We start from the raw sequence: 13,411 nt of genomic DNA on the forward strand, positions 1-13,411 counted from the left end.
ATCGATGTAGCGCCTGAGCGCCGCAGCCGCCTTCAACATATAGACACGCATTGAGATCACTTCCCGCACGTCACGGCTCGCGCGCGCCCGCAAACCCTTGCAAGAGGCGCTCGCCGCCAGCAGGCGCGAGGCCGATCGAAAGCCAGCGGATTCTGATCGCAGGAGGCGACGGCGAGCGCATCTTCTCCGCAAGCGATGCAACAGTGAAGCTCACTTTGCAGCTCGCGCGCCTCATCGAGCGGTCGGGACCCCGGAGGCCCTGGCAGAGCTGAGGGCCAGCAGGGTGCTTGGACCTCGATCCGGGACATGCGCTCGCCGAATTGATGCAGGCTTTCCTTCCGGACGTCCGCTGCTACGCGGCCGATGGATTTCACACTCTCGACGGGCTTCGAAACTGGATAGCCTCTCAACAACGAAGATGCTCAGCCCGTCGATTCAACGAGGCGATCTTCCACGGCCTCGGGCCGAGCTACCTACGTCGTGGGGAAATGGTCGTTGACCCGCAAGGCCATCGCTGCTCGGCGGGTTGGATGTCGAAACCGAGCGGTAGAGCGGTATGTGACGATTTCTTTCAATGACTCACAGAGTTGGTCTATTCTGGACTTCAAAGTACGAGCGGACAGGTAGACCAGAACGGCAATGGCAAGGCGCCGAAACATCATCGCAATTCCCTCGCTGGGCTCTCTCGACAAGGCCGCAGGCCGGGTCGGACAACAACTTACACAGGCACTTCGCGAGGCGATATCAAACGGGATGTTGAAGCCGGGCGAACGGCTGCCGTCCACCCGCGCCCTCGCGGCATCGCTTCAACTCGCGAGGGGTACGGTCATCGAGGCGTTCGGTCAGCTACATGCGGAAGGCTACCTCGAGGCGCGCGCCAGAGGCGGCACGATCGTCGCCAACGTCAACGGCGGTCGCGAACTCGTCAGCCCACCGCAGGCATTCATTGCGCCGCCGCGGATCGGCCCTGTGTTGCGGGAGAACGTCGCCCGTCTTGCAGAGGTCGCGCAAGCTCTTCGGCCGCAAGGGACGGCGCCATTTGCAATCGCTCATCCGGCAGGCGCGGTCGCCCCGGATGACAAGTGGCGCCGTCTCGGTAATCGCGTCCGAGCGCTGCGCGTGGCTGCCCCGTCGGGATACATCGACCCGAAAGGATTGCCTGATTTGCGGCTCGCGATTACTGACTACGTTCGTAAAGCCCGTGGAGTGAAATGCGAGGCGGGCCAGGTCGTGATCACGGCGGGTACGCAGCAGGGTCTTTTTCTGGCTGCAACCGTTCTTCTTGCGGACGGAGACGCAGTATGGGCGGAAGACCCCGCCTATCCCGGTATTGTCGCGGTTCTCGGAAACTTCAACGTCCAGACCTCTCGCATTCCCGTCGACGCGCAGGGCATCGACGTCCACGGAGGTCTCGTCCGATGCCCGAAGGCTCGAGTCGCGTTCGTTACGCCATCGCATCAATATCCGCTCGGCATGCCGATGAGCATGGGGAGACGCACGGCTCTGCTGTCCTGGGCCCGTCAAAACAATGCCTGGATTGTCGAGGACGATTACGACAGCGAACTTCGCTACGCGGGACATCCATTTCCGTCCCTGCAGGGACTCGATCCTACACGTGTCGTCTATCTCGGGACGATGAGCAAAGTGCTGTTTTCATCCATGCGGATCGGATACGCCATCGTTCCCATTCCGCTGGTGGATGCGTTCGCGGGCGCCCGTGCTCTTATTGACCGCCATTCTCCGACAGCCGATCAATATGTGCTCGCGCAATATATGCGCGAGGGCTATTTCGAAGCTCACATACGGCGCATCCGGGGCGCTTACGCAGAACGGCGCGTGGCCCTGATCTCCGCCATTGAGACGGAGCTGCCGTCCTGGACAGCGCTCCAACCCAGCGACCAAGGTATGCACCTGGTGCTTTGGCTTCCTGCCGGCCTCGACGACGTCAAGCTTGCCGAGCAAGCACACAAGGCCGGGCTGGTTGTGCGACCGATCTCGCCCATGTACCAAAATGCGCCTGCTCGGTTCGGTCTAATGCTCGGCTTCGGCGGCTTTTCCGTCGCGGAATTGCAGGCGGCCGCAGTCCGCCTGAAAGGTGTCCTTGAGGCATCGGTCCGCGCGAACAGAAAGGCCAAACTGTCCAAGCGCCCACGGATGGAAACTGCCAGATAATATTTGGATGGCCGCGCTCAGGTCTCTTTCGCGGCAATCGGCGCTCGCCGCGAACTTGAACATTGGGTTGGGTGCTCCGCAGCGCGCCGGGAAGAACGCGCACTGATCTCCAGTTTTTGAGTCCAACTACAGCTTTCGCCAGCGGCAGACGATCGTAGGGCGAATGAGATTATCCATGCTTGCGCAGGGCCGCCGATGGGTTTGGCCCCGTCATACCCGAGGATCACAAGTAGGTCGTTGCGCCACGATTTCTCCGAGCATGTCGCTCCGTCGGATATGAGTCAGGCCTGCTCCGCTTTGGCCACAGCGGCGGCCAGCATTGCATCGCCGATCACATCCTTGCCCTGGGCCTTGAGCGCGTTCCCTGCACCGAGAATGTCCCGGACCTCTTTATTCTGACTAAGCTTCGACTTGCCAACGAGTCGTGTGATCTCGATCTCGATTCCGACGATCATCTTGAGCATCATATCGATGTAGTCCTTGGGGCTGTCAGTCATCTTCCAAGGATCGGCCTGCTTCGCCTCATGGATGCGCGTCAGCCGCGCGACCATGCCACGAACGTAACGCTCATCGTCGCGGATTGTCACGCGTCCGTACACATGAGCCACCATATAGTTCCAGGACGGGACCTGCTTCTTGAACTCGACCTTGCTCGGATACCAGTTCGGCGCGATGTAGGCATCCCCGGCGCGGAATACGATCAGCACCTCGTTTCCCGTCGCGATATCCTGCCAAATGGGATTTGCGCGAGCCACATGTGAATGAAGCACGCCCTGTTGCCCTTCCTTCGCATGCAACTCGAAAGGCAGGTGATTTGCGTCGAGCCCGCTCTTCCCGTTAGTAAAGAGGATGCCGAGAGGATTTTTGTTGATGAGATCGTGAAGCGCCTCAGGGCGCGACTCGGCGAAATGTGGGGGGACGTACATGCTAGCTCCCTGGCAATTGATGAATGCCGCGCACGCTGCTCGCAGCATCAACGGGATTTCGTTCAGACCTCAGTCATCTGGAATTCACTCTTGTCTGCGCCGCAATCGGGGCAGATCCACTCGTCGGGGACGTCTTCCCAGCGAGTGCCCGGCGGAATGCCCTCGTCCGGCCATCCCTCCCGCTCGCTGTAAACAACCCCGCAGAGCGCGCACATCCAGGTCTTGTAAACCGGTGCGCCGATCGCTGTTTCAGAGTGCAGGTGAGCGCTTTCATTGCTCATCTCGGTGGCCTATGCTGTGGAGCATTCATGACACCGATGTAGGCTAGAACTGGTTCCTTCCATAGAGCCAGTCTGCGGCATTCTTGCTGTACCAGATTGACGTCCTCTGGTTCTGGTCAAGGCCGTCTACGCGGCAGTAGGAATATCTCTCAGAGAAGACGTGCATTCCTTCTTCGAGCAGCCGAAACTGGTCATCCGACTGTTGGACAACCATGACCGCGAAGCCTTGGGTCGCTCAGTCACGCGCCGCCGCTTTCGTCGGCGCAAAGGCCTGCGAGGCGTCGGCTGTGCATTCCGTCTTCCGACAAGAGCGCAAATGAGCCAGAACCGTCCAGCGGCCGGCCGGCGGCGTTACAAATGGCTTTGTAGCGAGCCAAACGGCCGCTGCAGTCCTGAGCTTTCTGCAATTGCGCTCGGGCGTGAAACGGGTCTAGCCATCATGCAAGAAGATTGGCGCCGCTAACGCCAGTTGAAACGATAATGGGTAGAGCGATGTTCAACTCGCATACGTTCTTTTTGTTCCTGGTGGTGGCATTGTTTGTGGTGGTCACGCCGGGCCAGGGTCTCTTCTATATTGTGGCCCGCACGCTTGCTGGCGGCAGAAGTGAAGGGCTCGCATCGAGCGTTGGCCTGGGTACCGGAGGGCTTGTCCACGTTTTCGGCGGCACCGTCGGTCTGTCTGCCCGTGTTGTCGCAAGCGCAGAAGCGTTCACCTTCCTAAAGATCGCCAGAGGCCTATATCTCATCTGGCTCGGGATTAAGGCGTGGCGCGAGACAAGCGTCGATCCGATAGAATTGCAGACGACAGATGCGCATTCTGCTTTTCGCCAGGGCATCGTCATAGAGGCGCTCAACCCCAAGACAGCCGCATGCTTTCTCGTGTTCATCCCGCAACTCGTCGACCCATCTGGGAGTGTCAGCATGCAGTTCACCGTCCTGGGCTCATTTCGCTCGCACTCAACACGAGCGTAGACCTGATTGTGACCTATTGGGAGGGATGGCTTTGCAAAAAAGGCCCTCATTCTTCGTTCAGGCGCGACAGGCATCAGGCGCCATCATCTGCGGGCTGGGGCCAACGCTACTCTTCGCACGGCGCACGAGTTCACGCTGCCGAATTTCCGCGCTCGAATAGCGCGCAGAGTCTCCATTCGGCTACGAAGGACACCTTGCCATCGGAGGTCCTTGCTTCACCGTGCAACGGGATCACGACCAGCGTCGATGCTGGTTCGACTTCGGCCGCGCTTTGGCCGTCCGGGCCGGCAGAACATGAAGGCACGCATCAACCGGCTGGGAGCAAGGCCCGCCACTGCAATCCAACGCGCTTGCCTCTGCTGCCTTTTGCTCTCGTGCTGCTGGATCTGGGTACGTGATGAGGACCGAGTTCGTGTCCACGGCCTAGAAATCGTCATCCTTCCTCGTGCTCAAAACGAGGAGTGCAGCCGGGAACGGGTGAGCGATGGCCGCAACGCCCTCCTGCCGGATCTTCAAACATCAGCATCACCCGCCCGAGCCCGAGCACCGTCGGGGGTCGTCATCGAGAGCGGCCTCCCATTTCTTGCGGATTAGCGAGAAGGCGTGACATCGCTGGGATTGCCGCTAGTGTTTCGGCAAGCGCATCGCCGCGATGCTTAGATCGGCGCCAACTCGAACCATGTTGCTTCCTAACCATCGCACTGACCACCGGGCGCCTTTGGATAGTGCGGATGCCAACATGCTGAGTCGCGAAGCTGCGTGCGAGGTGGAACGGTTTCTTAATATCGCAATGGCCACAAGGAAACAGCGCTGATTTCCTTGCCGGGCCTCGCCCACGAGATTGGCGTGGGCTCGGTCCAAGTCAACGACGAGGGTCACCGGCTCGGGCTTGGCAGTTTCAAGGCTTTGGGCGGCTCCTATGCCGTCATCCGGCTCGTCTTAGAAGCAGCAACTCCGCGCCTCGGCAGGGCTGTTAACATCTCGGAGCTTCACGCACCTGAGGTGAAGGCCGTAGCACGGGGGATGACGGTATCCTGCGCCGACGGACGGCAATCATGGCAGGTCCGTAGCGCACGGCGCTCAGCTCGTGGGGGCGAACTGCGCTATATTCATTCACTCGGGCGTCAGCGATGAGCGTAGCGCAGCAATCGTCCCACATGGCGCGCAGATGATCCGCGTCAGCGGCAACTACGATGACTCCGTTGCCGAAGCATCCCGAGTTGCCGCAGAGAACGGCTGAATCACGGTGTCTGACAGGTCTTGGCCGGGCTATCCCATGGTCTGGTAATGCAGGGATCTCCGCGCTCCTGACTGAAGCACTACGACAGTTGCCCGAACCTCCGACCCACGTCTTCGTCCAGTCAGAAGTCGGTGGACTTGCCGCAGCGGTCTTGGACATTTTTCGGTGTCGTTAGGTGATAGTCGCCCGTCCTTCACGGTTGTCGATCCATCGCGCGCAGCGTGCCTGTTTGAAAGCGCTCGAACCGGGCATTGCGTCAAGGTAGCTCATGGGCAGCCGACAGTGATGGCGATGCTAGAGTGCTACGAACCTTCGCTCGTCGCTTGGCGCATCCTTTCGCGCGCAGCCGACGCTTTTATGATTGTCGATGACGAGGAGGCCGTCGGGGTTATGAACCGTTTGGCCAATCCCCGGGACGGTGATCCGGCTATCGTTGCAGGCGAAAGTGGCGGGGTTGGTCTGGCAGGGTTGCTGAAAGTTGCGGCCGATTCGACCTCGCGCGCTTGACTGGTCTTGAACCTGACGCACGGGTCTTCCTCATCAATACCGAGGGCGCGACGGATCCTGGCGCTTACGAACAGCTCGTGGGTCAGTCTCTGTCGCAAGTGGTCAGGAGAAGCTTGGAGGCCTAGACGCTCATGATCCGCGGCCCGTTCGGTGAACTCGTGACGGGGACGAAAGCCCAAGAGAAGGCCAAGAACGAAGGCATCCAGCGATTGATCCTACGATTGAAATCCGCCGCAGATTTCTGCTTCCAACGAGGCCCGTACGCACGTTTTCGGCACAAAAGGCATGACTTTGCCGTCTTGCCGCAAGACCAAGCGTTATGACTTTGGCGCTTTGCAGTCCAACCGCGTTCGCCTCATCGAATGATACAACAGCTTCGTTTTCTTGTTGATTCGGCACACCCGGCTATGAGCCGTTTCATAATTGCGATACAGCTCTCCGAGTAATCTGTCGATATGCGTGGACTCCTGATCGTTCTCACGGCTTTCGCGATCATATTGGCGGCACGCGGCCACCACCAAAGCGCGTTCATGCCGCGCCCGACGGCGCCCATGCCATCCGTCAATGTGCCCTAACACCACGAGGTCTGTCGGGTATGCGGTTGCCTGCGAGCGAACGCAGGGCAGATCGGGCCGGCAACAAGGGACTGCTAGGCTGATTTCGGCGCATTCTTCAGATAGACGACAGCGCGACGTCCCGCAGAGGTCAGCTCCCCCAGAGTCGTTTTTCCCGCCCGTACCGCTTGGATCAGTTGCTCAGCGACATACCGGCGGCTCTCGTGGTCACCGCCATTCGGCAGCCCCGCACAGACCTGATCCAAGACCAGGCCCATGTTCGCTTGAACCTCTCCCGTAAATTCGCTCACGCTCCATCTCTCCTTTCGAGGGATAATGCGATAAGGCTAGTGCCCTCTTTGCACTCGGTATAGCGCACATTTGCCGAGCGGTTAAAAGCCTCTCGCGTGCAGAAGTGAATTCATGGTTTGACGCGGCTTGGTATCCTCGCAATTCGCGCGGCGCTTGCGTTTGAAACGATCGCGCCGCGTTCGAAACGTCTCGTTGCGAGGAGGACGGAATCGTCCCGTACGGCTCGGATTTCCGGGCTCTCGCATTTCCCTGAGCGCCGGGCCGGCCTCATGCGGGCGCTATGGTCCTCACATGGGCGGCCATGGCCCTCTGGTTCGGCGCGGGCGGCCGTTGCGCCGCAGTTCACGCGAGACTGTCGAATCAGCCCGCCCCAGGCGACGTCCAATCTGTTGGATCGATTGGCCCTGCACCTTGAGAGGCGCGATCTCTTCGTGGCCTACCAGTGAGAGCTATTGCCCCGAGATCGCCTTTGCCGAAGATCTGAACATCGCTGGTGGCATGTCGCCCGCCTTTGGGAATAATCTGCTTCCGCGGTAGGTCGAGGGGGCGATCGGCAACATCTTGCAGATCGGCTCAACCCCACGCGCCGCACGATCATCGTCGATGCGATCATGGCTTGGACCGGCGGTCGAGCTCCGCCGTCGCAAAATAAGCGCTTGCCTTGCGCAGGATCTCGTTGGCTGGCGAAGCTCGCGGTTCTTCCGTTCCAGAGCCTTGGGCTTCTCGGCCAGCTCGGTCGGAACGCCGGCCCGCTGCCCACTGTCGATCTCGACCTACTTGACTCAGTCATGCAAGGTCTGCGCGTGCAGCCAATCTTGGCCGCAATGGAAGTCACCGTCGTCCAGCGCGACCTGTGCTCGTTGGCCTGATACAGAGCTATACGACCCCCTCGGGCTCGGGCCTCGGGTGAACATTTCTCGTCGTCTTGCTTGTCATGGCTCCACCTTCTCAAGACTTGGAGCCTCCGCCAAATCCGCGGCGGCGGTTCAGATGGGCGCTCAATCCTGCAAGCGCTCAAACGCGGACGGCACGATTGAGTGAGTTTTGCTGTCAAGATGCTCTGGTCTACTCAGCTTCTGGCGGAGCGATCCGTTTGCAACCACGAGAGCACTAACGAGGATGCCCGCCGGAACGCGGCGAACTGTCGCTCGATCTTGCTGGAAAAGTGCGCTCTGCCACGAGACCGGCAGGAATTATGCGGCTCATTTGAACAACAATGCCGAGATTGGCCAGAAAGGGAAGCGGAGCGGCGATTGCCGATCTCTATTCCTCGCCGCAGAGGTCGTTCATGGGCAGTCATGATCTTGTCTCCAGCAGTTTCCTCGGGCTGACCGCAGCCGGATTTGCGCTACTCTGCTCGAGCCTGCTTGTCCTCGTCTTCACATGAAGTAAGCCCCCTCGTATGGCCAGTCTCTGGTCATTCAGTTCATCGACTGGACGGACTGCTTCCCTAGACTTTGAACGCTGGCACGGCTCCAGCAGGCCGTGATGAGTATCGTAGCCGCCCGGCCAAAATCCTCGACGCGATAGCGGCCCCTGCCCGCAACCTTCGAAACAACCGTAAGCCCGTCACGCAACGCCGGTGAACTTACCCAGAAAACTGGTCTCCAGAAAGTCATTGTCCTAACCGCCGGCTCTGAACGGCATGACAGTGTTGAAGGTCGGCCGCAGCCGAGACTAACCTGGGATCTGCACCGGCAGTGCGGAATAACCGTGCACAAAATTCGATTGAACTCGCTCCGGTTCGCCGACCACATTTACCTCCAAACATCGATTCAGCATCTCCTCCCACAGGATTTTCAGCTGCAGCTCGGCAAGGCGCCTACCCACGCAGCGATGAATCCCAAATCCGAAAGAGAGATGTTGCCGTACATTTTCCCGATCGATGATGAAGCTGTTGGCTCTCGCAATGACCTCGTCATCTCGGTTGCCAGAGATGTACCACATCACAACTTTGTCGCCTTGCCTGATTCGCTTGTGGCCTATCATGAAATCGTCCACAGCGGTCCGGCGCATGTGTGCAATGGGGGTTTGGTATCGTATAATCTCGGATACCGCGCCGGACACCAGCGAAGCATCATCCCGGAGTTTTCGCATTTCGGATGGATTTTGACTCATGAACAAGACGCCCCCGGTAATTGAGTTGCGCGTAGTATCGTTACCTCCAACAATCAGCAGAATGAGGTTGCCCAGGAACTCGCGGGGCTCCATGTTTCGGGTCGCCGGTGAATGCGCCATCATCGAGATCAGGTCACCGCGCGGCTCACAATTGACCCGTTCGCTCCAAAGCCGCGTAAAATAGTCCAGGCACTCCGACAGCACGACCTTTCGCTTTTCCCAGCTGTCGATCTGGTCGCCCATTTGTGGAGTCAAGGCAGCTACGTCCGACCAGTGGGTCAGCAACCACCGATCCTGAAATGGAAAATCGAACAGCGTGGCCAGCATTTGGGTCGTCAACTCGATCGAGACCCTGTCGACCCAGTTGAAGGTATCGTTGCGCGGCAAACCGTCCAAAATCTTCTGAACCCGCGAGCGGATCAAGCCTTCAAGATTTGCCAAGTTCTCCGATGCCGCTATCGGACTGATAGTCTTACGTTGCTGAGCATGGAGAGGAGGATTCATTTTGATAAAACTGGGGGTCCAATACTCCTCCGGCGGGTCGACTATTGTGACGCTTCGCTCTGATGAGAATGTTGTGTGATTTGAGTCCACGGCTATGATGTCGCGGTATTTTGTTATCGACCAATATGGTCCGTATGGGCTGTTTTCGCAATAATGAACGGGATCTTCCCTTCGCAGCCGCTCGAAATAAGGCCAAACGGTATCATCCTCGAAGCGCTTGGGTTCGCTTACATCAAGGCGGCTCAGCGGGATATCAGTGCTCTCGCAGGCGCTTTCTGTCGATAACGCTGTCATGATTGTCTCGCTGACATTGGCTTGCACTTTTGCTGGATCAGCTGAGTGCGCTGTCTAGAGTTCGGGGGAAGCGCGCTCGAAACACGACGAGCTTGGGCGGTGCACTAACGATGTGTCACGCATGATCATGGCTGGACTTCGCGCGAGGTCCGAAATCTGAAATCATGTTACGGACTTTCGTTTGGTCCCCGTCAACGAAGAATAATGGAAAGGCGAGCGAAGCTCCCCTATCAGGATTGGGAGGCGCGCGAACGCGCCCTTTGTGGTAGTCAACATCAAGCCGCAAGCACTCGCAGCTGTGGCACCCAGCCGGTTATCGTCATTTTCTCGGGCAGGCAGCCCCTTTGCCACTCGACCACTTACATTGCTGAGGCGACGGACGTCCGAACTGGCAACAAAGTATTTTCCATGCGCTGGAATAGAAGAGAATTGGCACAGCTGAAACAGCTCTGGTCCGAGGGACAGAGTGCCGCGCAGATCGCGGGTCATCTCGAGTGCAGTCGCAACGCCGTTTGCGGCAGGCCGACTCGGTTGGGTCTCACTCGAGGTCACAAGCCACCAACAGCACAAAACCCAAGATTAGATCGGTGCCCAAGCGGAGGGCCGACGTTGATGGCTGCCCGCCGCGATCGCGTCCGAAAGAAGCTGCTGCAATAGGCGCTAAAAACGCGGCCTCAGGAAATGAGCAAGCGGCAGCTTTACGCAATCCTAGCTGAGGCGGTCAGGAATACCGTCTAGAGCTATCGGCGCCGCGATCTCCCGGGTCTAGGCCGCCGTAGTCGGTTCATTCGGGCTATTTGGTTTCGCGATTTGTGCCTATCCGACGAACAGTGGCGACCAGTAGAACGTTCGCGGCAGGAGGGCTCGATCGTACATCAAGCCATCCAATCTCAAGAGGCCGGATGCGCTGAATTGGAGAGAAGAGAGCGTTCTGCTTATTGAGTTTTCCGGGTATGCGTTTTGGGGAAGCGCCCGCCGTCCTAGTTTGCGCGGTGTTCGGAACTTTCGGCACACCGCGCCCAACGAACTACACGAGACCGGGTGAAGCCGCTTGATCCTCAACCACTTTCGATATCTGCGACAGGCGTGTGGAGAGCTGGACTGGGACTGAACACTCGGCAAATCATCGAGGTACGACGTTTCCGGGGGTGAGCCCGGTGGCCCTCCGACTGTGATCGGACCTTCTGGTTTTAGACGAAGGCGCGAGTTTCCTCGCCGGCTTCGATAGGTTTGAGCTGACGGCGGAGATGAAACGGAAGAAGGTGAAGCGGTGAGTACCAGATAGCTCCACTATTCGATCTTCGCCTGTTCTCCCGAAAGAACCTCCGATAGAATCGCCTGTCGTCGGGCGGCGCTATGCTTAGCGTTGGAGCGGCTTGACGAGCTGCCCTCGCGGGATATTGCCTGACGTCGTTTAAAAGGTCGGCTCCTGCGGTGCGCAGACACACGAAAACGGCTACCACCAACGTAGGTGCCTTGACGTCTGCGCAAAACCGGCGGCGCCTCTGAGGCGGCCGGCTGTTCAATTGCACCCATCCGTTCTCGCTCACCTACCCGGCTCATTTCGTCACGCCAGCTGCGCGAGAGCCGCCGATAGGAGAGTTTCGCTCGTAGCGATATTGCCGCCGAGTAACGGACGCATGAAAGGACTTCTTCTGCGAGGGATCCATGAAGACGCCCACCGACAATCCCTTCATTGGCGAATTTCACTACATACCGGGACGGAGCCAAGCGGACCCATTATTCCTGGAGCGATGGGGAATACGCCACGCAGAATCAACTACCAACCTTGTCAGTTGACGGAGAATACGGGACCGCATCAATGTTGGTCATTGAACCTCGCACGAGTCAAATCGTGGAGCAGTTCGAGGTCTAGCAGCTTAAACGGCCCTGGTGGGTGTCTCGTTGCCGAAGATCAAAGATTATCAAGGCGGACGAATTGGGGACCCCGCCGTGGCTGTGTTGATTCGAGTATCTCGCTTGCAGAACTTGTTCTCTGTGTCCGAGGGGAGCGGATCGTCATCCGACAGCGCGTTTCTTCCGCAGATCGGCCGTCACGCAAGCTCCCAATTGCCTAGCGACAGTCCCGATCGCCCTTGGCAAGCAAAGGGATGCAGGACAATTCGCTTGCGACGTAAAACTTCGTAAACATGGGATAACAATCCTTGCAGACCTCGATCTTAAGCACGTATTACGATGCTCGCCTTCCTTGGTACACCATCTATCCAACTGTAACCCAGTTCTCCAAAGCAGTCGGCGGCGACGCCTGTGAGAGATGGCTGCAGCAGCTGCCGCTTGACCAATCGGTGTCGCTCTATTTCCACATTCCGTTCTGTCGATCGATTTGCTGGTATTGTGGCTTCGCTCGAAGCATCACTCGCCGGCATGCTCCTATCCTCGACTTTTTGGGGGTTCTTCGTAAGGAGATCGATTTGGTCGCGGCGCAGGTTGCGCAACCGCTGCCTGTGAGCGATGTCCACTTCGGCGGTGGAACGCCGACCCTCCTCGAGCCAACGGAATTCCGGCGGTTGATGGAGCTTCTGCGCCGCCGCTTTGCGATTTCGAACACGGCCGCCATTGCTGTTGAGATCGACCCGCGCACGTTCACGCTCGCCACATGCGAAGGATTGGCGGCTGCCGGCGTGAACCGCGCGAGCCTCGGCGTCCAGAGCTTCGATCCAATTGTCCAAAAAGCCATCAACCGGGTCCAGAGTGAGGCACAAACAGAGCGCGTTGTCCAGTCGCTGCGGCAGCATGGAATAATGCGCGTCAACTTCGACCTCATCTACGGGCTGCCAAATCAGACGGTGCAGTCCTGCGTTCAGACCGCGACAACGGCGCTGGCAATGCGACCAGACCGGCTTGCGGTGTTCGGCTACGCGCACGTTCCTTCCTTCAAGAAGAATCAGCGCCTGATCGACGAGGCAGCGCTGCCAGACAGCCATGCCCGTGCAGAACAAGCAGCCGCGATGGCCAATACACTGACTGCAGCGGGCTACCGCCAGATCGGACTCGACCATTTCGCCTTGCCGCACGATGAGCTCGCGCTGGCGCAGAAAGCCGGTCGCCTGCGGCGGAATTCACTCGGTTACTCGGCCGACACCTGCAATAAAGTGATCGGCTTCGGACCGTCGGCGATCGGCCGGCTTGGCGAGGGCTACGTCCAGAACGAAGTTACAGCGGGTTCCTACAGCGGCCAAATCAACGCCGGCCGTCTGGCGACGTCAAAGGGCTACTGTCTCAGCCTTGAAGACCGCGTCCGGGCCGCGATCATTGAGCGGCTAATGTGCGATTTCGAGGTGGACGTGCCGGCAATTTGCGTTGCTCATGGATTTGACCCGGTCGGTTTGCTCGGTTCAGGCGAACGCTTGGCAATGCTGGCTGAGGATGGGATCGTCGAAATGGAAAAGGGATTCGTCCGCGTGAGGCCGGAGCATCGTTTTCTCACCCGGGCTGTGGCAGCCGCATTCGATTGTTTCTTCGCGCCCCCCTCTGTTCAGACCAGCCAACGCAATGATTGAATGAAATGAA

General features: G+C 58.7%; 8 protein-coding genes, 3 pseudogenes and 1 other annotated feature. Of the genes and pseudogenes, 5 read left to right on the plus strand and 6 right to left on the minus strand.

Annotation, left to right across the window (positions count from 1 at the left end; translation table 11 throughout):
* Window positions 1-639 precede the first annotated feature (639 nt).
* Window positions 640-2,172: a PLP-dependent aminotransferase family protein gene (locus QRQ56_RS26985; RefSeq protein WP_438744186.1), complete on the plus strand. Its 1,533-nt coding sequence runs from the start codon at window positions 640-642 to the stop codon at window positions 2,170-2,172.
* A gap of 281 nt (window positions 2,173-2,453) precedes the next feature.
* Here QRQ56_RS26985 and QRQ56_RS26990 read toward each other — a convergent pair whose 3' ends face one another.
* Together QRQ56_RS26990 and QRQ56_RS26995 are read right to left on the minus strand one after the other, a co-directional pair.
* Entirely contained in the window at window positions 2,454-3,098 is a 645-nt protein-coding gene (locus QRQ56_RS26990) for an FMN-binding negative transcriptional regulator (protein WP_007600163.1), read from the minus strand.
* Window positions 3,099-3,160: 62 nt separating this feature from the next.
* A complete protein-coding gene (locus QRQ56_RS26995; protein WP_085357752.1) occupies window positions 3,161-3,379 on the minus strand; it encodes a rubredoxin in 219 nt (72 codons plus the stop codon).
* Window positions 3,380-3,871: 492 nt separating this feature from the next.
* On the opposite strand from QRQ56_RS26995, the gene QRQ56_RS27000 reads away from it, so the two are divergent.
* Together QRQ56_RS27000 and QRQ56_RS27005 are read left to right on the plus strand one after the other, a co-directional pair.
* Entirely contained in the window at window positions 3,872-4,351 is a 480-nt protein-coding gene (locus tag QRQ56_RS27000) for a LysE family translocator (protein WP_317245104.1), read from the plus strand.
* A 679-nt stretch (window positions 4,352-5,030) separates the two neighbouring features.
* Window positions 5,031-6,223 (plus strand): annotated as a pseudogene (locus tag QRQ56_RS27005) (diaminopropionate ammonia-lyase).
* A gap of 524 nt (window positions 6,224-6,747) precedes the next feature.
* On the opposite strand, the gene QRQ56_RS27010 reads toward QRQ56_RS27005, so the two are convergent.
* From QRQ56_RS27010 to QRQ56_RS27025, 4 genes and pseudogenes are all read right to left on the minus strand, one after another.
* On the minus strand, window positions 6,748-6,963 hold the full coding sequence (locus QRQ56_RS27010) for a hypothetical protein (protein ID WP_085348737.1): 216 nt from the start codon (window positions 6,961-6,963) through the stop codon (window positions 6,748-6,750).
* Between the two features lie 318 nt (window positions 6,964-7,281).
* A pseudogene (locus tag QRQ56_RS27015) lies at window positions 7,282-7,494 on the minus strand (helix-turn-helix domain-containing protein); the annotation flags it as partial.
* Window positions 7,495-7,497: 3 nt separating this feature from the next.
* A pseudogene (locus QRQ56_RS27020) lies at window positions 7,498-7,916 on the minus strand (IS3 family transposase); the annotation flags it as partial.
* Window positions 7,507-7,619 (minus strand) — a sequence feature (AL1L pseudoknot). (Overlaps the previous pseudogene by 113 nt.)
* Before the next feature lie 725 nt (window positions 7,917-8,641).
* Window positions 8,642-9,880, minus strand: coding sequence for a cytochrome P450 (locus QRQ56_RS27025; RefSeq protein ID WP_438744189.1), 1,239 nt, complete (start codon window positions 9,878-9,880; stop codon window positions 8,642-8,644).
* A gap of 408 nt (window positions 9,881-10,288) precedes the next feature.
* On the opposite strand from QRQ56_RS27025, the gene QRQ56_RS27030 reads away from it, so the two are divergent.
* The gene (locus tag QRQ56_RS27030) at window positions 10,289-10,537 is read left to right on the plus strand and encodes a GcrA family cell cycle regulator (RefSeq protein ID WP_231190940.1); all 249 of its coding nucleotides are present in this window, start codon (window positions 10,289-10,291) and stop codon (window positions 10,535-10,537) included.
* A gap of 1,508 nt (window positions 10,538-12,045) precedes the next feature.
* Entirely contained in the window at window positions 12,046-13,401 is a 1,356-nt protein-coding gene (gene hemN / locus QRQ56_RS27035; RefSeq protein ID WP_317245106.1) for an oxygen-independent coproporphyrinogen III oxidase, read from the plus strand.
* The last annotated feature ends 10 nt before the right edge of the window (window positions 13,402-13,411 follow it).

Source organism: Bradyrhizobium sp. U531, assembly GCF_051710265.1.
In the GTDB taxonomy this organism is placed as follows: domain Bacteria; phylum Pseudomonadota; class Alphaproteobacteria; order Rhizobiales; family Xanthobacteraceae; genus Bradyrhizobium.

What these genes read in the sequence shown, in the direction of transcription:
- QRQ56_RS26985 (WP_438744186.1), top strand. Translation starts at nt 640, where the DNA reads ATGGCAAGGCGCCGAAACATCATCGCAATTCCCTCGCTGGGCTCTCTC.
- QRQ56_RS26990 (WP_007600163.1), bottom strand. Translation starts at nt 3,098, where the DNA reads ATGTACGTCCCCCCACATTTCGCCGAGTCGCGCCCTGAGGCGCTTCAC.
- QRQ56_RS26995 (WP_085357752.1), bottom strand. Translation starts at nt 3,379, where the DNA reads ATGAGCAATGAAAGCGCTCACCTGCACTCTGAAACAGCGATCGGCGCA.
- QRQ56_RS27000 (WP_317245104.1), top strand. Translation starts at nt 3,872, where the DNA reads ATGTTCAACTCGCATACGTTCTTTTTGTTCCTGGTGGTGGCATTGTTT.
- QRQ56_RS27025 (WP_438744189.1), bottom strand. Translation starts at nt 9,880, where the DNA reads ATGACAGCGTTATCGACAGAAAGCGCCTGCGAGAGCACTGATATCCCG.
- QRQ56_RS27030 (WP_231190940.1), top strand. Translation starts at nt 10,289, where the DNA reads ATGCGCTGGAATAGAAGAGAATTGGCACAGCTGAAACAGCTCTGGTCC.